This is a genomic window from Pantoea sp. (genome assembly GCF_039594315.1).
Lineage (GTDB): Bacteria > Pseudomonadota > Gammaproteobacteria > Enterobacterales > Enterobacteriaceae > Pantoea.
The window spans coordinates 23,875-43,561 of the sequence record NZ_JBCNNP010000015.1; the positions used below are offsets into that span (position 1 = coordinate 23,875).

The window sequence follows — 19,687 nt, forward strand, 5'->3', positions numbered from 1 at the left end:
TTTATACTGACATTTTACGGCCCGGTCGCGGTGCTCGCGACCGGGCCTTTTTATTGGGCGCGCAACCGATGCGCGAAATTTAGTGATGCGCTTCGCAACCTGAAAATGCCGAAACAGGCAAACTGGTACAATCAGTTAAAATATTGTTAACAACTTTGATTGTCGAGGCGGCGATGGCTACACAACAAGAATATCGGGGTGATTCTTTGAATAAGGTTTGGCTCAAACGCTATCCGGCAGATGTGCCCGCAGAAATTAACGCCGATCGTTATGCTTCTCTGGTCGATCTTTTCGAACATGCCACACAGCAATATGCCGATCAGGTGGCCTTCATTAATATGGGGCAGCCGATGACCTATCGGCAACTGGAAAAGCAAAGCCGCGCGTTCGCAGCCTGGCTGCAACAAGGTTTAGGGCTGAAGCAGGGCGATCGCGTGGCGCTGATGATGCCGAATCTGCTGCAATATCCAGTCGCGTTGTTTGGCGTGCTGCGCGCGGGCATGGTGGTGGTCAACGTCAATCCACTGTATACGCCGCGTGAGTTGAAACACCAACTTAACGATAGCGGTGCCAGCGCCATTGTTATCGTCTCGAATTTTGCCCATACGCTGGAAAAAGTGGTGGCGGAGACGCCAATCAAACACGTGATGCTGACGCGCATGGGCGATCAGTTGGCTCCGGTTAAAGCCACGTTGGTTAACTTTGTCGTCAAATATGTAAAGAAGCTGGTGCCGAAATACCATCTTCCGGGTGCCGTGCCGTTCCGCAACGCCTTGCAGCAAGGCGCGCAGATGACCTATCAACGTCCAACGGTGACCAACGACGATCTGGCCTTCTTGCAATATACCGGCGGCACCACTGGCGTGGCCAAAGGCGCGATGCTGACTCACCGCAATATGCAGGCCAATCTGGAGCAAACCAAAGCCACCTACGGCAAGCTACTGCGTCCGGGCAAGGAACAGGTGGTTACCGCGCTGCCGCTGTATCACATCTTTGCCTTAACGGTGAACGGGCTGCTGTTCCTCGACCTCGGTGGCACCAACTTACTGATCACCAATCCGCGCGATATCCCAGGTTTCGTCAAGGAGCTAAGCAAATTCCCGTTCACTGCCATTACCGGTGTGAACACGTTGTTCAATGCGCTGCTTAATGATGCCAATTTCAACAAGCTGGATTTCTCGACGCTGCGCCTGTCTGCCGGTGGCGGCATGGCGGTACAAAAAGCGGTTGCCGAGCGCTGGGAAAAGCTTACCGGGCATTATCTGCTGGAAGGCTACGGCTTAACCGAGTGTTCGCCACTGGTGTCGGTAAATCCGTATGACATCACCTGCCATACCGGCAGCATTGGCTTGCCGGTGCCGTCAACCGATGTCCGCATCGTTGACGATGAAGATAAAGATGTTGCGCCGGGCGAACCGGGCGAGTTGTGCATTCGCGGTCCGCAGGTCATGGTGGGTTATTGGCAACGCCCGGATTCCACTGAGGAAGTGCTGAAAAATGGCTGGCTGCATACCGGTGATGTTGTTACCGTTGATAGCGAAGGCTTTATTCGCATCGTTGATCGCAAGAAAGACATGATTTTGGTGTCGGGCTTTAACGTGTATCCTAACGAGATCGAAGACGTGCTGATGCAGCATGAGAAAGTGCGTGAAGCCGCGGCGATTGGCGTACCGAGCGATCTGTCGGGTGAAGCGGTGAAAGTCTGCATCGTGAAGAAAGATCCGTCACTGACCAAAGAAGAAGTGCTGGATCATTGCCGTCGCCAGCTCACCGGCTACAAAGTGCCGAAAATTATTGAGTTTCGCGACGAACTGCCCAAAACCAACGTGGGCAAGATTTTGCGCCGCGAATTGCGCGATGAGGCGAAGCGAGAAGGGCAGTAATGCGCCATTCTCCTTAGGTTAACGCCGGCACTGTCCGGCGTTTTTATTGCTTTTAACATGGAGCGCTGCGCGGAGTTTGCCGCAGCGAGAAAGACAACGTGAATTACTCTTTGATCGACCAAAATGAGCAACTGGCCGTGGTGTGCGAGAAAGCTCGCCAACACGCTGCCGTGGCGCTGGATACCGAATTTGTGCGTACCCGCACCTACTATCCGCAGCTCGGACTGATTCAGCTGTTTGACGGCGACCAGCTAATCCTGATCGATCCCCTCAATATCAGTGACTGGACGCCGTTTGTGGCGTTACTGCAAGACAAGCAGGTCACGAAATTCCTGCACGCTGGCGGCGAAGACCTCGAAGTTTTCCTGCATCGCTTCAAATGCTTGCCCGATCCAATGATTGATACGCAAATTTTGGCGGCATTTTCCGGCCAGCCACTGTCGTGGGGTTTTGCCTCGATGGTGATGCACTTCAATCAAATCGAGCTGGATAAAAGTGAATCTCGTACCGATTGGCTGGCGCGCCCGTTAACTGAACGTCAGTGCGAATACGCGGCCGCCGATGTGGCCTATTTGCTGCCGATTGCGCATCAGCTGGTGGAGCAAACCGAAGCGGCCGGCAATATGGCGGCGGCGTTAAGCGAGTGCGATACGCTGTGTCAGCGTCGTCTGGATGTGCTGCAACCGGATGAAGCCTGGCGTGATATCACCAACGCATGGCAATTACGTCCGCGCCAGTTAGCCGCATTGCAGCGTTTGGCGGCGTGGCGCTTAAACATCGCACGTCAGAAAGATATGGCGGTTAATTTTGTGGTGCGTGAAGAGAATTTGTGGAAAGTCGCGCGCTTTATGCCGGGCAGCCTCGGTGAACTGGATCATTTAGGACTGAACGGCCATGAAATCCGCTTCCACGGCAAAGCGATGGTGGCGTTAGTTGCCGAAGCGCAGGCGCAAGACGAAGCGACATTACCGCAGCCGTTGCCCAATCTGATCGATCATCCGCATTACAAGCAAGCATTCAAAGCCATCAAGGCGCTGGTTCAGCAGGTGAGCGAGGAGAGCGGTTTCAGCCAGGAGTTGTTGGCCTCGCGTCGCCAGATTAATCAGGTGCTGAGTGTTTACTGGGGATTGAAGAACGCTTCGCGTACTCCAGAACTGCTGACAGGCTGGCGTGGTGAGTTACTGAAAGCGCGTATCGACGAGATTTTACAGGCGCTGTAAGCGGTAAGATTTCCCCTGCGCAACATCGCAGGGGAGAATCAGGAAACCGCTGTCATCATTTAGGAACGTCTTCCGGCTCCGGCAGGGTGACGTTAAGTTCCAGGATGGAGATATCGTCCCCTTTCTGATCCAGCTGAACGGTCACCATATCCGGGTCAATTTTTACGTATTTGCAGATCACTTCCAAAATATCGCGCTTCAGCTGTGGCAGATAATGGGGCTCACTGTCGCCCCTTCTGCGTTCGGCTACGATAATTTGCAGCCTTTCCTTGGCTATATTGGCTGTGTTCTTCTTACGGGATAAAAAGAAATCAAGTAATGCCATTGGTTATCCCCCGAACAGGCGTTTCAGGAAACCCTTCTTCTCTTCTTCAATAAAGCGGAAGGGGCGTTCTTCGCCAAGCAGGCGATCTACGGTATCAGCATAGGCTTTACCGGCGTCAGAGTTTGCGTCGAGGATCACCGGCTCACCCTGGTTAGAGGCGCGCAGCACAGATTGATCTTCTGGGATCACGCCAACCAGTGGAATGCGCAGAATTTCCAACACATCTTCCATGCTCAGCATGTCGCCACGGGTTACGCGGCCCGGATTATAACGGGTCAGCAACAAGTGCTCTTTGACCGGATCCTGGCTGTTCTCGGCGCGACGTGATTTAGAAGAGATGATGCCGAGAATACGGTCGGAGTCACGTACGGAAGAAACTTCTGGGTTGGTGGTGATAATCGCTTCATCAGCGAAGTACAACGCCATCAACGCACCGGTTTCGATACCTGCTGGTGAATCGCAGACGATAAAGTCGAATTCCATCGCCGCCAGATCATTCAGCACTTTCTCCACGCCTTCACGCGTCAGCGCATCTTTATCACGCGTCTGTGAAGCGGGCAGGATGTAGAGCTGCTCGGTACGTTTATCACGGATCAACGCCTGGTTCAGTGTGGCGTCGCCTTGAATCACGTTAACGAAATCGTAAACCACGCGGCGTTCGCAGCCCATGATCAAATCCAGGTTACGCAGACCGATATCAAAATCGATAACAACGGTTTTCTTGCCCTTCTGCGCTAAACCTGTGGCGATGGCCGCGCTTGACGTGGTCTTGCCAACGCCCCCTTTACCCGATGTAACTACAATAATGCGTGCCATAAATGTTGATTTCCTTAACAGAAGAAAAGGGGCTTAATTAAGTGTCTGAATGGAAAGCTCGCCCTCTTTAAGGCTTAGGCGTGCGGCTTTACCAAAGAATTCCGCTGGGATCTGATCCATCATCCAATACTCCCCAGCAATTGAAACCAACTCTGCGGCGAGGTTGGTGCAAAAAATTTGGCTGTCGCGTTGACCGCCAACACCGGCTAACGCGCGACCGCGCATCATGCCGTAAATGTGAATATTGCCGTCAGCCACCAATTCGGCACCCGCACTGACACTGCTGGTGACGATGAGATCGGCGTTGCGTGCATAAATCTGTTGGCCTGAACGCACCGGCGTATTAATGATGCGCGTTTTGCTGGCGGCATCGGCAACCACGGCCGGAACAACTGGCGCGGCTTCAATCACCGGCGCTGGCGCGCTGGCAGGTTTGCGATTCTCTTTCCCTTCAGAAAGCACCGGCAAACCGGCTCTGGCAATCATCTTTTTCAGGGCTTCGTCTTTGCAACCGCTCACACCCACGATACGCAGACCGGTCGCCATCACCGCTTGTTGCATCTGTTTCCAGTTAATATCGCCGGTCAGCGCGGAAACATTCAGCACCACGGGCGCATTGTGCAAAAAAGCCGGTGCCTGATCGATTTTGTCCTGTAGCGCCTGACGAATCACCTCGGGTTGCGAATGATGCAGATGAACGACGGATAGGGTAAAACTGCTTCCCTTGAATTCGATTGGCGTTTGCGACATCTGTGCTGACTCAGTCCTGTTTTACGACCTTTAAATGTGAGCCGATAAAATCGGCAATAACATCAATCGGTCAATATTCGAAGTTCTGCAAGCATGTTATAGTTACTGCTATATTCAGGCAAGTGACGCCATCGGTTAATTCGAGTAAAAAATATGTTTTGTGTGATCTACAGAAGCCCGCAACGTGAACAGACTTATCTGTATGTTGAAAAAAAAGACGATTTCTCACGGGTTCCGGAAGAACTGCTGCGCGGCTTCGGTAAACCCCAGCTGGCAATGGTGTTGTCGCTGGATAAGCGTGACAAGCTGGCTAACGCGGATATCAATAAAGTGAAGCAAGGTTTAAGTGAGCACGGCTTTTATTTGCAAATTCCTCCGCCGGTAGAAAGTCTGCTCAACATTCATCTCGATCAGGGTAAAAAAAGTTAATTCAGATTCATCTGTAAATATATCCTGTAGAAATAATCAGTGTTATTTGCGTTATTTAACTGCCCGTTTAAAATCTTTATTACGGGCAATTTCCCTCCCGGTTAGCTGATTTTGTTGTAAGCGATTAACGACTTTTGACAATTTCCGCCACGCCAGCCGCGATAAACCCGCTAATATATTCCCTCAACTCGCCGCGTTCCGGCAGTGAACCAGACTTATTCGCCAGCGATCCTGGCGGCAAACATAACCAAAGCAGGGGAATAGCATGTATCAGCATCGTAACTGGCAGGGCGCCTTGTTGGATTATCCGGTCAGCAAAGTGGTGTGCGTCGGCAGCAACTATGCGAAGCATATAAAGGAAATGGGCAGTGCCACGCCAACCGAGCCGGTGGTGTTTATCAAACCGGAAACCGCGGTGTGCGATCTGCGTCAGCCGCTGTCGATCCCGGCCAATTTTGGTGAAGTGCACCACGAAGTAGAGCTGGCGGTGCTGATTGGCTCAACACTCAAGCAGGCCAGTGAAGAACATGTGGCCAAAGCGATTGCCGGTTATGGTATTGCGCTGGATTTGACGCTGCGTGATGTGCAGGCCGGTTTGAAAAAAGCCGGTCAGCCGTGGGAAAAATCGAAAGGCTTCGATAATTCCTGCCCGCTATCAGGCTTTATCCCCGCCGCGGAATTCAGTGGCGATCCGCAAAACACCGAGCTGAAGCTGGTGGTGAACGGCGAAGTGCGTCAGCATGGCTCCACGGCCGATATGATCCACAAAATCCTGCCGCTGATTGCCTACATGAGCCAGTATTTCACCCTGCGCGCGGGTGACGTAATCCTGACTGGCACGCCAGAAGGTGTTGGCCCGATGCGTTCCGGCGATAAGCTGGAAGTCTCGTTAGCAGGGCACGGTATCACCACTCGCGTACTGTAAAACTTGCATCACCGCACCTGAACCTTTATAAGGTGCGGTCTTAATATCAACCCGGACCGCAATCATGACTGAACAACCTTTCTGGCAGACGAAACGCCTTGACCAAATGAGCGACGCAGAGTGGGAATCCCTGTGCGACGGCTGCGGCCAATGTTGCCTGAATAAGTTGCAGGATGCGGACACGGATGAGATCTACTTCACTAACGTTGCTTGCAATCAGTTGAACATCAAAACTTGCCAGTGCCGTAATTACGAACGCCGTTTTGAGTTAGAAGAAGATTGCATCAAGCTAACGCGCGAGAATCTCACCAGCTTTGAGTGGTTGCCACGCACCTGCGCCTATCGCGTATTGGGCGAAGGCAAAACCTTGCCAGCCTGGCATCCATTGATTGCTGGATCGAAAAAGGCGATGCATGCGCAGCGTATCTCGGTGCGATTTATTGCGGTGCGAGAGAGTGAAGTGCGCGATTGGGAAGAGCATATTATTGATCGACCGGATCGCAACGGTTAATCATGCAACAGGCAGCCAAGGCTGCCTGTTTTGTTTTCGCTTAACGGCCGAACAGATCGCGGCGTTTAGGCTTGAAAGGCTGGGCAATCAGCACCAACACCGCCACTAACAGATATGCCGCAAAAATCACGATCATCCACTGCGGCATGCTCCACGTCAGGAACGTCCAGCTACGCTCAGCGCAGTCACCGCTGGCGACGAATACTGAAGGCAACCATTTGTCCAGCGGCAACCAGCTTGGGAAGCGTGCGGCAAAATCACAGGTAACAAACGGATTGGGATGCAACTGGATCATAGTGTGATCGTACGAGAGACGCACACCTTCAATCGCGCTATAAAGCCAGATCAAAATAGCCGCCCAGCGCAGCGGCGTTTTTGGCGCAATCGCACCGACAATGCCCGCGCCCATCACGCCAAACAGGGCACAACGTTCATAAATACACATTACGCAGGGTTTGAGACCCATTACGTGTTGAAAATATAAAGCAGTTAATTCAAAAGCCAGTGCCGTCAAGGCCAGTAACGCCCAGGCGCCGCGTCCACGCGAGCATTGATTCAAATATCGCAACATATTGCTTTTCCAGTAACCGTTAATGTTTCGCAGTGTAAACCAAAAGCGCAACCGTGCCAGCCAGGCAACGGGAAAAAATCATGTACAAAAATGACTTAAGTCGGGTTGCAGGCAGAAAAGAGGATAAATCGGGTGATTTGCGTCTGCATTGGTAAGCGCAGCGCAATCGTATGCTTTTCCCTAATGCGAACCAGAATTCACGGCTGAATTTTGCGCCAGCGCGCGCTTTTAATCGGTTGGCAGGCTATTTCCGCTATAGCCGCTCTGGTATGATGAGTCGCATTACGATAAAGAAAGCAACGAGAAATAAATGCTATGGTGATTAAGGCGCAGAGCCCCGCGGGATTTGCTGAAGAGTATATTATTGAAAGCATCTGGAACAGTCGTTTTCCGCCGGGATCCATTCTACCTGCCGAACGTGAGCTTTCTGAACTGATTGGCGTAACGCGCACCACCTTGCGTGAAGTGTTGCAACGCTTAGCGCGTGATGGCTGGCTGACCATTCAACATGGCAAGCCGACGCGTGTGAATGATTTCTGGGAAACTTCCGGTCTCAACATTCTCGAAACGCTGGCGCGACTCGATCACGACAGCGTGCCGCAGTTGATCGATAACCTGCTGTCAGTGCGCACCAATATCGCCTCGATCTTCATTAGCCGTGCGTTACGCCATCATCCAGATAAAGCACGTGAAGTGTTGGAGAATGCGCTGAGCGAGGAAGACAAAGCGGAAGCCTATACCGAGCTGGATTATCGCGTATTCCGTGGTCTGGCATTCGCCTCAGGCAACCCGATTTATGGCTTGATCCTGAACGGCCTGAAAGGGCTGTATATTCGTGTCGGCCGTCACTATTTCTCCAATCTGGAAGCGCGCGAACTGGCGCGTAACTTCTATCAGCAATTAGCTGATTTGTGCGTGGCAAATCCATCGCAGGAGCAGATTGTCGATAGCGTGCGTGCCTATGGACGTCGCAGCGGCGAGATTTGGCACAAGATGCAGAAAAGCATGCCAGATGATTTAGCCAGCAAGCGCTAAAAGAAAAACCGGACTTCGAAGTCCGGTTTTTTTTGCCTTATAAACTTGGGCTTCGGGCGGGCGAACGATCCAACAGCTCCACGCTGCCGTCTTCATTCTGTTGTTCCAGAATCACGTCAAATCCCCACAAGCGATGCACATGTTTCAGCACTTCTTTGCGGCTCTTATCGAGCGGCGCACGTTGTTGTGGTACATAACGCAGCGTCAAAGAGCGATCGCCGCGTAAATCAACGTTATACACCTGAATATTCGGCTCCAGATTGCTCAGGTTATATTGTGCTGAAAGCTGCTGGCGAATAGCGCGATAACCGGCTTCATCATGAATCGCCGCAATTTCGAGGAAGTTATTGCGATCGTCATCCATTACCGTAAACAGGCGGAAATCGCGCATCACTTTCGGCGACAGGAATTGGCTGATAAAGCTTTCATCTTTAAACTCACGCATGGCGAAATGCATGGTTTTCAGCCAATCGGAACCGGCTATATCCGGGAACCAATAGCGATCTTCTTCAGTTGGCGATTGGCAGATGCGTTTGATGTCCTGGAACATCGCAAAGCCAAGCGCATACGGGTTAATGCCGTTGTACCACTGGCTGTTATACGGCGGCTGGTACACCACATTGGTGTGGCTGTGCAGGAACTCCATCATAAAGCGTTCTGACACTTTGCCTTCATCATACAGATGATTGAGGATGGTGTAGTGCCAGAAGGTTGCCCAGCCTTCGTTCATCACCTGAGTTTGTTTCTGCGGATAAAAATACTGGCTGACTTTGCGCACAATGCGCAGCACTTCGCGTTGCCATGATTCCAGCAACGGCGCATTTTTTTCCATGAAATAGAGTAAGTTCTCTTGCGGCTCAGAAGGGTAGCGCGATGCTTCAATATGCACCGACTCCTTCTCTTTGCGCGGCAAAGTACGCCACAGCGTATTCACCTGGCTTTGCAGATACTCTTCGCGGCTTTGCTGGCGCGCTTTCTCTTCCTGCAACGAAATCTTCTGCGGGCGTTTGTAGCGATCAACGCCGTAATTCATCAGCGCGTGGCAGGAATCCAGCAGCCGTTCGACCTCTTCCACGCCATAACGCTCTTCACATTTTGTGATGTAATTACGTGCAAACAGCAGGTAATCGACAATCGAACTGGCATCCGTCCAGCTGCGGAACAAGTAGTTATTTTTAAAGAAAGAGTTGTGACCGTAACACGCATGCGCCATCACCAGCGCTTGCATGGTCATGGTGTTCTCTTCCATCAAATAGGCGATACACGGATTGGAGTTAATGACGATTTCATACGCCAAACCTTGCTGACCGTGCTTATAACGCTGCTCGGTTTCAATGAATTTCTTACCGAACGACCAATGCGCGTAGTTAATGGGCATGCCGACGCTGGAATAAGCATCCATCATCTGTTCGGAGGTGATCACTTCGATTTGGTGCGGATAGGTATCCAGCCCGTAGCTTTTGGCTACCCGGTCTATTTCCGCCAGATACACATCGAGTAATTCGAATGTCCAGTCGGGACCATCGCTGAGTCGTTTGCTGTTGCGGGTTGGCTCGTCAAAGATTGTCGTCATAGCGCACCTCTGTTTTGCAAGCGGCAGGTATTATCCTGTCACGATCGTTTAAGGCCTCATCCTGAGCAAGATGGCCCAATAAAACTGAGCGAACACTTCAATGATAGTCCACTGTCGCTTATCCGAAACCGGATCTCAATTGAATTCTTTTGGCAGAAAATCATTCGAAATGCGCCAGTTAAGCGCTGGCTAATGACAAGTGTTGGTATTTAATTAATTATCAGAATAAAACTCTGTTTATAAGCCTAATGTATGACTGCGGCGCTTTCTCCTGAAAAAAGACAAAAGCACTGCCTGATGCATAATAATTTGCTGGTTAATGGCTTTAAGGCATAAAAAATCCTGATTTTTGACCCGCTGCATGATTTCAGTGTGCAGATAAGTGAAAAACATGTGAAATATGTCGGTCGAATGTAAGATTTGATTGGTGGTGAAGTTATGCTGCTTTGGGATGGGTTATTAGTTAATTATTCTTTTGCTGCGACGAGGGGCTTATGCGCGTAGTGATTCTTGGTAGTGGTGTGGTTGGCGTTGCCAGCGCCTGGTATTTGGCACAGGCCGGACATGAAGTGACCGTAATTGATCGCCAACCCGCTGCTGCGTTGGAAACCAGCGCAGGTAATGCTGGGCAAATTTCTCCCGGCTATGCGGCGCCGTGGGCCGCACCTGGCGTGCCGCTTAAAGCCGTCAAATGGATGTTCCAACGCCATGCGCCGTTGGCGGTGCGTTTGGATGGCAGCAAGTTCCAACTGGAATGGATGTGGAACATGCTGCGCAATTGCGACATGCAACACTATCAAGAAAATAAAAGCCGCATGGTACGCATCGCGGAATACAGCCGTGATTGCCTGAAAACGTTGCGCGCCAGCACCGGCATCGCTTATGAAGGCCGTCAGGGTGGCACGCTGCAATTGTTCCGTACCCAACAGCAATTCGAAAGCGCCAGTAAAGACATCGCGGTATTGCGCGATGCGGGCGTGCCATACGAACTGCTTGAGGCACATCAGTTAAAAAGCGTTGAACCGGCGTTGGCGGCGACCGCGCATAAGCTTACTGGTGGATTGCGTTTGCCCAACGATGAAACCGGTGATTGCCAACTCTTCACCCAACGCCTGGCCGAAATGGCGGCAGCGGCAGGCGTGACCTTCCGCTACAACACCTCAGTCGATCAGTTGCTGCGTGAAGGCAATCGGATTTATGGCGTGAAATGCGGTGATGAAGTGATCAAAGCCGATGCTTACGTGGTGGCGTTTGGTTCTTATTCTACCGCGTTGCTCAAAGATATTGTGTCGATCCCGGTTTATCCGCTGAAAGGCTATTCGCTAACCATCCCAATCAAAAATGCCGAGGCGGCACCGGTTTCCACCATCCTTGATGAAACCTATAAAGTTGCGGTGACGCGCTTTGATGATCGTATCCGCGTCGGCGGCATGGCGGAAATTGTTGGATTTAACACCAAACTGTTACCCGCACGACGTGAAACGCTGGAGATGGTGGTCGGCGATCTCTATCCTGAAGGCGGATATATCGAACAAGCCACGTTCTGGACCGGATTACGTCCGATGACGCCAGACGGCACGCCGATTGTTGGCCGCACGCCGCTCTCTAATCTCTATCTCAATACCGGACACGGTACGCTGGGATGGACGATGGCTTGTGGTTCCGGTCAGCTGTTGGCCGATATTATTTCCGGTCAGAAACCGGCAATCGCCGCAGATGATTTGTCCGTGTTGCGCTATTTGCCAGGTTTTGAGCCACATCCGTCGCCACTGCGTAACGCTAACGCAGCGCGTTGAAGTTTCAGGGAGAGTAACAGCATGTCACGTCCAACCGGTGCCACCATCAATCAACAGGCGCTGCGTCATAATCTGGCGGTGGTGCGCCAGGCGGCACCGCAATCTCATGTCTGGTCGGTGGTGAAAGCCAATGCCTATGGTCACGGTGTGGCTCGCGTGTGGCAAAGCCTGGCAGAAACCGATGGTTTTGCGCTACTGAATATGGAAGAGGCGATTTTGTTGCGCGAGCAGGGATGGAAAAAACCGATCCTGCTGCTGGAAGGTTTCTTCCATGCGGAAGATTTAACGCTGATTGATCGCTATCGTTTGACCACCAGTGTGCACAGCAACTGGCAGATTCAGGCGCTGGCGAAGGCACAGCTCTCTGCGCCAATTGATGTCTATCTCAAAATCAACAGCGGCATGAATCGACTCGGTTTCCGTCCTGAACTGGCGCACGCGGCGTGGCAAAAACTTCGCGCTTTGCCGAATGTCGGCGAAATGACCTTGATGGCACACTTTGCCGATGCAGAAAATCCACAAGGTTTGGTTGAGCCGCTTAAACGCGTGGAGCTGGCGGCGGAAGGTTTGAATTGCCCACGCTCGTTGTCCAACTCGGCGGCGACGCTGTGGCATCCAGAGGCGCATTATGATTGGGTGCGTCCTGGTATCATTCTTTATGGCGCATCGCCAAGCGGGGATTGGCAAGATATCGCCAGCACCGGATTGCAGCCCGTGATGACGTTGAGCAGTGAGATCATTGGCGTGCAGCAACTCAATGCGGGCGACGGCGTCGGTTATGGCTATCGCTATCACGCCAGCGGCGCGCAACGCATTGGCATTGTGGCTTGTGGTTATGCTGATGGTTACCCGCGCCACGCGCCAACCGGTACGCCCGTGTCTGTCGATGGCGTGCGCACCCAAACGTTGGGCGCCATCTCAATGGATATGATGATGATCGATCTAGAACCCTGCCCGCAGGCCGGGATTGGCTCAAAAGTGGAGCTTTGGGGTAATCAGGTGAAGATCGATGAAGTGGCGAAAGCCGCCGGAACCGTGGGCTACGAGCTGATGTGTGCGCTCGCACCACGCGTTCCGGTTGAGGTTATTTAAGCGCGGTCACGCGACCATGCATGTTCTTGCTGCAGCGCCAGGCCGTCAGTGCCAGCGCTGCACCCACCAACATCATCAATGCCAGTGACGATTTTTCTGCCACTGGCAATGCCACAATCGCCATGCTGCCGCCGGCACCACACGCCATCTGAATAAAGCCTTGCAATGCCGCCGCCACGCCCGCTTGCTGCTGATAAGGTTCCAGTGCATAGCTGGTGGCCGGGCCGATGGTAAACGCCAATCCGGCGACCGAAACGGCCACCGGAATCATGTACAGCGCCCAATGGTTTTGCCATGCGGCGGGAAACAGCGTGGTGCCAATCACCAACAAAATTGCACCGGCTAGCATCAAGGCGAAGCCCATCGCCAGACAAAACGGACGTCCGGCTTTACGGATGGTTTTATTCACCACGGCGCTGACCAGCATGATCCAGAAGCCGTTGGCGCCGAAGGCGAAGGAGAATTGCAGCGGCGTCAAACCGCCTTCGGTCATCAACACGTGTGGTGCTAAGGAAACGTAGGTCAGCACCATGCCCAGCGCGCCAGCATTGGCGAAAGCGAAGGCGAGGAAACGCGGTTCACGGGCAATTGCGGCATATTGCGCAATCGGTAAGCCTTTTACTCGCAACGTATCCGCGGGGCGCGTTTCTGGTAGCCACAACACCACAATCAAGCCAATCACCACGGCATAGCCGCACAGGAACCAGAATGGCATGCGCCAGCCGTAGGCTTCAGCCAGAATTCCACCCAGCAAAGGGGCGAGGGCAGGCACGATATTCAGCGCGCCATTGAGGAAACCGTACGCACGTGCTGCATCTTCGCCGCTGAGACGATCGCGCACGCCGCTAAATGCCACCACCGCACTACAACATACTGCGCAGCCTTGAATGATACGCGCGAGGAAAAACACCGGCCAAAGCGTCGCGGTAGCGGCAATCGCGCTGCCAATGATATACAGCGCCAAACCAATCAGCGCGATCGGCTTACGACCGAAGTTGTCCACCAACGGACCGGTCACCAGTTGACCAATGCCCATCACCAGTAAAAACAGTGGAATGGTAAGCTGGATTAAACTCACCGGGCTGTTAAGACCTTCGGCGATTTGCGGCAGTGTAGGAAGGTAGAGATCAATGCCCAGCGGTGCCAGTAGCACCAGGCTAAGAAGTATTAGAGTGAATTTTTGCATTACGAACCGAAACGACCAGTTAAACAAGCGGGAAGGGTAATGACATTGCCGGGAAAAAGAAAGCCGAATAGAGAAAGGCAGAAAGAAAAAGCGATGCCTGCCAGCCGGCACAGGCATCGCGTCGAGGGTATTAGTAAGCGCCGTCGCGGCGTACTACTACGCCAGCGGTTTTGAACAGGATGGCGATATCGGTCCACAACGCCCAGTTCTTCACATACCAGGAATCGAAGTACACGCGGGTGTCGTAATCGATGTCGTTACGGCCACTAACCTGCCATAAACCGGTCATGCCAGGTTTAGCCATTAGATAGTAATCCACATCACCGGCATAACGTTCCAGTTCAGCTTCAATCACTGGGCGCGGGCCAACCAGGCTCATTTCACCGCGAATCACGTTCCACAACTGCGGCAGTTCATCGAGACTGGTTTTACGCAGGAAACCACCAATCTTTGTCACACGCGGATCGTTTTTCAGTTTGAAATCACGATCCCATTCAGCACGCGCTTCTTCGCTGGTGGCGAGCAGGTTTTGCAATACTTCCTGCGAGTTGGTGACCATAGAACGGAACTTAAGGCATTTGAATTTCTTGCCATCTTGTCCAACACGTTCATGACCATAAATCGCATTGCCGCCATCACGTTTCACCATCGCGCACAACAGACCAAATACCGGCCCGAGGAACAGCAGTAGCAGTGAAGCCACCACGATATCGAAGGTGCGTTTCAGGAAGCGTGAAGAGCGTTTTGCCAGATTGTTGCTCACACGCAGAATCATCACTTCATGGCTGAAGATGAAGGACATATCGGTGCCGTACAGCGGCACACCGCGTAGCGTTGGGATCACCGAAATGGAGCGGCACTTCATTTTGGACAAGAACTTCAACCATTTATCGCGCACCACTTGCTGCTCAAATTCGGTGGCGACGATAAATTGGGTGTTGTCACGATCCATGGTTTGCCAGTTGATATCTTTCCAGGTAATCACCGGTACACCGTTACATTTTTCCGGCTGCTGCTCATCATCCAGTGAGATAAATGCTTGCACGTTGTAGCCAAGGATCTCCTCACTTTGCAGCGCCGCGTAAGCTTCCATAGCATTTTTACCGGAACCGATAATGATGGTTTCCTTCTGCCATTGGCCTGCACGGTTAATCGCGCGTTTCACTACCGCACGCATCAGCGGCAGCAGCAGCAGGGCGTAAGTCCAGCTAAACACCCAAACCATGCGCGAGAAATCCCACTTGGAGAAGGCAATCAGCGCCAAATCCAGCAGTGAGAAAACAAACAGGGTTTTGATTACTTCTTTCAACTCAAACCAGAACGGTTTGCGGTAAGTGTAGTGACGCATGCGTACCCAAAACCACGCGGTACAAAGCACGGATAAACCTAATTGTGCAATAAAACGGTATTCAATCTGCTGAGGCGGAATAAAGGTATCCAATTCGCCCCAAATACCTTGAACGGTAGCGGCAGATAAAAACAATGCCAAATTTAATGCGATTAAATCCGAGAAACTAAGTGCGACTTTTGCGATGAGGTTTTTGCGCAGTCCGCTCCATGAGCGGGTTGCATCATTCATTATCAAAGTACTTGCCATAAAACCTGCTCTCTTTTCTTAAGTAAAAGATGGCCTGACCAGAATCAAGTACGCGCTCAGGAGTGGTCTGCTGAAATGGATAAAGAAGAATATTTTCAGCGAGATATGAGTCAATGCTGCCATAAGCGCTGCATGGAAAGGACCGTTTGAGACGTGATGCACGTCACGAAAAGCTGCAGCAACGTTTAAGAGTATGCAGGAGTTATTTGACAGAGTTAATATGGAAATAGTCTGAAAAGGAAAGAAATGACTAAAGAAATAAAACGCTAGCGAATTGAATAATAAGGTTAAAAGTTAAATTACTGCGAATATAACGCTTCATTTTAAGACTACTTTTCGGAATCACCGCCATGAGAGGTAATGGCGGCGAATGTTTCCTAAGCCGGTTTTTTTAGCACCCACAGATCATGCTGCTTGTCATAATGTCCGATCTGCAAATCAACGGCTTCGTCATCAATCCATGCAGGTACACTTGTTTCCACATCCCAGCCGTCGAGTTGATGACTCAGGCCGGGATTGGTGTGGCAGGGAATACTGACGGTATCCAACTTGTCGGTATTGAACTCTGCATCCACGATTTCGTAACGCCCAATCTTCACCACGTGTCCCATTACTTTCTCCCGTATTAACTGGGTTGAATAGTTCAGCATAGTCGCTGACACGCAGTTTACGAGCGTTTCAGACTCGGATTATTCCTTCTCTTCCATCACGCGCACGCCGACTTTGACGATTTGGTTGTCCTCTTTTTCGGCTACGGTCCAGGTCAACTGGTTCCATTCCACCTGATCGCCGACCACCGGCGTGCCGCCCAGCAAGCTCATGACTAACTGCCCCAGCGATTGCTGATCGTTGGTTTTTTCATCCAACTCGAGGCCGTAAATCTGCGCCACATCTTTTAAGCGCGCTTCGGCATCAAGGATGAAGTCACCGAAGAAACGCTGATCAAGCGCGACAGGTGGTGATTGGCTGAACATTTTGCCCAATGCCGGTAAATCACGTTCACGCCCAATCACACACAGCACATCACCTTCTTTCAGGCGTGTATTGCCGTTGGGATGCATCAGCACGTTATCGCGGAACAGGGCCGCGATACGCGTCTCTCGCGGCATCTGTAAATCGCGCAATGCTGCGCCGACGCACCATTTATCCGCACCTAACTGATAGATGAATTGTTCCCACGGATTTTCCGGATGAATATCTAAACCGACGCGACTGATCGGCGATGCCGTTGGCGGCACCACCACTTTGGCGCGTTTGGCGGCATAGCCCAGCGAGGTGCCTTGCAGCATTAATGAAACCAGCACCACGAAGAAGGCGATGTTGAAGTAGAGTTTGGCGTTTTCCAATCCGGCCATCATCGGGAACACGGCAAGAATAATCGGCACGGCGCCGCGTAAACCGACCCAACTGATGAAAATGCGTTCGCGGCCGGTAAAGCCTTTGAAGGGCAGCAAACCCACCAAAATCGAAAGCGGGCGCGCCACCAGAATCAACCACAGCGAGAGAATCATGGCGGGTACGGCGATGTGCCATAAATCAGATGGCGTAACCAGCAGGCCCAACACGATAAACATCCCGATCTGACTGAGCCACGCCATGCCATCAAAGGTTTGCAAAATACCGTGGCGGTTGCGGATTGGGCTGTTGCCCAGCAAGAAACCGCACAGATATACCGCCAGAATGCCGCTGCCTTCCATCACCGTGGTCAGCGCAAACACAATGATGCCACCGCTCACTGCCAGCAGCGGATACAAGCCTTGCGCCAGATTGATACGGTTGATCAGTTGCTGCAATGCCCAGCCGCCGCCGAGACCCAGCACGATGCCGAGACCGAATTGCTGCACCAGATGCACCACGAACATCCAGCTTAGGCCGGATTGACCTTGCTGAATCATGTCGATCAGCGTGATGGTCAGAAACACCGCCATCGGATCATTGCTGCCTGATTCAATTTCCAGCGTTGAACTGACGCGTTCGTTGAGGCCCTTGTCACCTAACAGCGAAAATACCGCGGCGGCATCGGTTGAACCGATAATCGCGCCAATCAGAAAACCCTGCATCAGGTCGAGCTTAAACAACCATGCCGCCGCCACGCCGGTTAAACCCGCTGTAATCATCACCCCGACGGTGGCGAGCGATAGCGCTGGCCCAAGCGCTACCTTGAGCGAGGTGGCTTTGGTACGCATGCCGCCATCCAGCAAAATAATGGCCAAGGCGAGGTTCGAGACCAGATAGGCAACCGGATAATTATCGAAGGCGATGCCGCCAATGCCGTCAATCCCGGCCAACATGCCTAAGGCCAGAAAGATCACCAGAATTGGAATGCCCAAACGTGATGAAAAGGAACTGAGCAAAATACTTGCTGCAACCAGCACTGAACCAATAATAAACACACTGTAAATCATGCTGGTATTCAACGGCGTTCTCCTGCGGCGGGGACTAAAAAGACAAACTGCGGGGAATTCACACAGACAAGATGGAAAGATAATGCCTTATCAATAACTTGTCAGCGCTTAATTGCACATTTTTTCATTCTATGGGCCAGCATCCCATATAAGGTTAATTTTGTATGAAAAAACAACAGGTTTTTGCGGGGGAATCAGTGGCGGTGCGGAAAAGAAAAAGCCGGTCATTGACCGGCTTTACAACTTAGGCTTCGGCAGCTTGTTTGTGGAAAAGCTCCCTAAATACCGGATAGATGTCTTCTGGCTCGCGAATGTGTTGGATCGCGAAGTTATCAAACATTGCCTGCAGGTGTTCATACTCGCGCCACAAGGTCTGGTGCGCGCGGCGCGTGATTTCGATGTAGCTGTAATAACGCACAACCGGCAAGATATGTTTGGCTAAAATCTCGTGGCATAACGGAGAATCATCAGCCCAGTTGTCGCCATCTGAGGCTTGCGCCGCGTAAATATTCCATTGCGCAGGGTCATAGCGCTCTTTTACCACTTCATCCATTAACTTGAGCGCACTGGAAACAATGGTGCCGCCGGTTTCCTGCGAGTAGAAGAACTCTTGTTCATCCACCTCTTTCGCCTGCGTATGGTGGCGAATATAGACCACATCAACGTTCTTGTAGGTGCGGCTCAGGAACAGGTACAGCAAGATATAGAAACGCTTGGCCATATCTTTGGTCGCCTGGTCCATCGAACCTGACACGTCCATTAAACAGAACATTACCGCCTGGCTGGACGGTTCTGGGCGTTTTTCAAAGTTCTTGTAGCGTAAATCGAATGTGTCGATAAATGGCACACGTTCGATGCGCGCACGCAGTTCAGCAATCTCTTTGCGCAAACGCTCCTCTTCCAGCAATTGCGCCGGTTCGCTGTTCTCCACCTCAGCTAAGGTGGCTTCGAGTTCATGCAACATGCGACGCTTGCCCGCTGTCATCGCCGTGCGGCGTGCCAGCGAGTTTTGCAATGAGCGCACCACGCTGATATTGGCAGGTACACCATTCGAGGTGAAACCGGCGCGGTGCGTTTTGTACTCATTCAATTGACGATGCTGATTTTTGCGCAGATTCGGCAACGCCAAATCCTCGAAAAGTAAATCGAGATACTCATCTTTTGAAATATTGAAGACGAATTCGTCCTGGCCTTCGCCATCTTGACTGGCGTTGCCTTGACCACTGCCGCCACCGCCGCCGCCACCTTGTGGTCGCTCGATGCGGTCATTTTGCACAAAGTGATCGTTCCCAGGATGAACGCGATGGCGACTGCCGCCACGGCCCTGATGGAAACTTGGCTCGTTAATATCGTCAATTGGAATCGAGACCGATTCGCCGCTCTCGACATCGGTCACCGAACGCTTATTGATGGCCTCGGAGATCGATTGCTTAATTTGCGCCTTGTAACGGCGCAGAAAGCGCTGCCGGTTGACGGCGCTTTTATTCTTACCGTTGAGACGCCGATCGATAAAATAGGCCATAAATATCCCCCAAACTGCATTGCAAGCTTAGGCCGGGACCCCCCGGCCTCC

18 protein-coding genes are annotated in these 19,687 nt (G+C 52.0%); 8 read left to right on the plus strand and 10 right to left on the minus strand.

What is annotated here, in order from left to right; translation table 11 throughout:
• The first annotated feature begins 206 nt into the window (after nt 1-206).
• Nucleotides 207-1,883, plus strand: coding sequence for a long-chain-fatty-acid--CoA ligase FadD (fadD, locus tag ABDW13_RS11545; protein WP_343552698.1), 1,677 nt, complete (start codon nt 207-209; stop codon nt 1,881-1,883).
• A gap of 98 nt (nt 1,884-1,981) precedes the next feature.
• Entirely contained in the window at nt 1,982-3,103 is a 1,122-nt protein-coding gene (gene rnd / locus ABDW13_RS11550; RefSeq protein WP_343552699.1) for a ribonuclease D, read from the plus strand.
• Nucleotides 3,104-3,158: 55 nt separating this feature from the next.
• On the opposite strand, the gene minE is transcribed toward rnd, so the two are convergent.
• From minE to minC, 3 genes are read right to left on the minus strand one after another with little or no spacing between them, the layout of a single operon-like run.
• Nucleotides 3,159-3,428, minus strand: a complete 270-nt coding sequence (minE, locus tag ABDW13_RS11555; protein ID WP_007889661.1) for a cell division topological specificity factor MinE — start codon at nt 3,426-3,428, stop codon at nt 3,159-3,161.
• Between the two features lie 3 nt (nt 3,429-3,431).
• Nucleotides 3,432-4,244 (minus strand): septum site-determining protein MinD, encoded by an 813-nt coding sequence (minD, locus tag ABDW13_RS11560; protein ID WP_034828743.1) that lies wholly within the window; start codon nt 4,242-4,244, stop codon nt 3,432-3,434.
• Nucleotides 4,245-4,277: 33 nt separating this feature from the next.
• Nucleotides 4,278-4,994, minus strand: coding sequence for a septum site-determining protein MinC (minC, locus tag ABDW13_RS11565; RefSeq protein ID WP_343552700.1), 717 nt, complete (start codon nt 4,992-4,994; stop codon nt 4,278-4,280).
• 153 nt (nt 4,995-5,147) lie between these two features.
• Here minC and ABDW13_RS11570 point away from each other — a divergent pair, with 153 nt between their 5' ends.
• The 3 genes from ABDW13_RS11570 (at nt 5,148) to ABDW13_RS11580 (ending at nt 6,859) form a co-directional block, all read left to right on the plus strand.
• Nucleotides 5,148-5,423, plus strand: coding sequence for a YcgL domain-containing protein (locus tag ABDW13_RS11570; RefSeq protein ID WP_343552701.1), 276 nt, complete (start codon nt 5,148-5,150; stop codon nt 5,421-5,423).
• 265 nt (nt 5,424-5,688) lie between these two features.
• The gene (locus tag ABDW13_RS11575; RefSeq protein WP_343552702.1) at nt 5,689-6,348 is read left to right on the plus strand and encodes a fumarylacetoacetate hydrolase family protein; all 660 of its coding nucleotides are present in this window, start codon (nt 5,689-5,691) and stop codon (nt 6,346-6,348) included.
• Nucleotides 6,349-6,412: 64 nt separating this feature from the next.
• Nucleotides 6,413-6,859: a YcgN family cysteine cluster protein gene (locus tag ABDW13_RS11580; RefSeq protein ID WP_343552703.1), complete on the plus strand. Its 447-nt coding sequence runs from the start codon at nt 6,413-6,415 to the stop codon at nt 6,857-6,859.
• A gap of 40 nt (nt 6,860-6,899) precedes the next feature.
• Here the strand turns inward: ABDW13_RS11580 and dsbB are convergent, their stop codons facing one another.
• Complete coding sequence (gene dsbB, locus ABDW13_RS11585; protein WP_343552704.1) at nt 6,900-7,430, minus strand: disulfide bond formation protein DsbB; 531 nt, start codon at nt 7,428-7,430, stop codon at nt 6,900-6,902.
• Between the two features lie 315 nt (nt 7,431-7,745).
• Here dsbB and fadR point away from each other — a divergent pair, with 315 nt between their 5' ends.
• Nucleotides 7,746-8,465 carry a fatty acid metabolism transcriptional regulator FadR gene (fadR, locus tag ABDW13_RS11590; RefSeq protein ID WP_343552705.1) on the plus strand — a complete coding sequence of 240 codons (720 nt, stop codon included), beginning with the start codon at nt 7,746-7,748 and terminating at the stop codon, nt 8,463-8,465.
• Between the two features lie 37 nt (nt 8,466-8,502).
• On the opposite strand, the gene ABDW13_RS11595 is transcribed toward fadR, so the two are convergent.
• Nucleotides 8,503-10,038 (minus strand): SpoVR family protein, encoded by a 1,536-nt coding sequence (locus ABDW13_RS11595; protein WP_343552706.1) that lies wholly within the window; start codon nt 10,036-10,038, stop codon nt 8,503-8,505.
• Between the two features lie 494 nt (nt 10,039-10,532).
• On the opposite strand from ABDW13_RS11595, the gene ABDW13_RS11600 reads away from it, so the two are divergent.
• Both ABDW13_RS11600 and dadX read left to right on the plus strand, forming a co-directional pair.
• Nucleotides 10,533-11,834, plus strand: coding sequence for a D-amino acid dehydrogenase (locus ABDW13_RS11600; protein ID WP_343552707.1), 1,302 nt, complete (start codon nt 10,533-10,535; stop codon nt 11,832-11,834).
• A 21-nt stretch (nt 11,835-11,855) separates the two neighbouring features.
• Nucleotides 11,856-12,926: a catabolic alanine racemase DadX gene (gene dadX / locus ABDW13_RS11605; protein ID WP_343552708.1), complete on the plus strand. Its 1,071-nt coding sequence runs from the start codon at nt 11,856-11,858 to the stop codon at nt 12,924-12,926.
• On the opposite strand, the gene ABDW13_RS11610 is transcribed toward dadX, so the two are convergent.
• The 5 genes from ABDW13_RS11610 to ABDW13_RS11630 form a co-directional block, all read right to left on the minus strand.
• Nucleotides 12,919-14,112 carry a multidrug effflux MFS transporter gene (locus ABDW13_RS11610; RefSeq protein ID WP_343552709.1) on the minus strand — a complete coding sequence of 398 codons (1,194 nt, stop codon included), beginning with the start codon at nt 14,110-14,112 and terminating at the stop codon, nt 12,919-12,921. The genes dadX and ABDW13_RS11610 overlap by 8 nt on opposite strands.
• 130 nt (nt 14,113-14,242) lie before the next feature.
• Nucleotides 14,243-15,709 (minus strand): undecaprenyl-phosphate galactose phosphotransferase WbaP, encoded by a 1,467-nt coding sequence (gene wbaP, locus ABDW13_RS11615; RefSeq protein WP_343552710.1) that lies wholly within the window; start codon nt 15,707-15,709, stop codon nt 14,243-14,245.
• 377 nt (nt 15,710-16,086) lie between these two features.
• Nucleotides 16,087-16,320 carry a DUF1480 family protein gene (locus tag ABDW13_RS11620; RefSeq protein ID WP_343552711.1) on the minus strand — a complete coding sequence of 78 codons (234 nt, stop codon included), beginning with the start codon at nt 16,318-16,320 and terminating at the stop codon, nt 16,087-16,089.
• 78 nt (nt 16,321-16,398) lie between these two features.
• Entirely contained in the window at nt 16,399-18,126 is a 1,728-nt protein-coding gene (locus tag ABDW13_RS11625) for a potassium/proton antiporter (RefSeq protein WP_343552712.1), read from the minus strand.
• A 232-nt stretch (nt 18,127-18,358) separates the two neighbouring features.
• Nucleotides 18,359-19,636 (minus strand): YeaH/YhbH family protein, encoded by a 1,278-nt coding sequence (locus tag ABDW13_RS11630; protein ID WP_343552713.1) that lies wholly within the window; start codon nt 19,634-19,636, stop codon nt 18,359-18,361.
• Between the last annotated feature and the right edge of the window lie 51 nt (nt 19,637-19,687).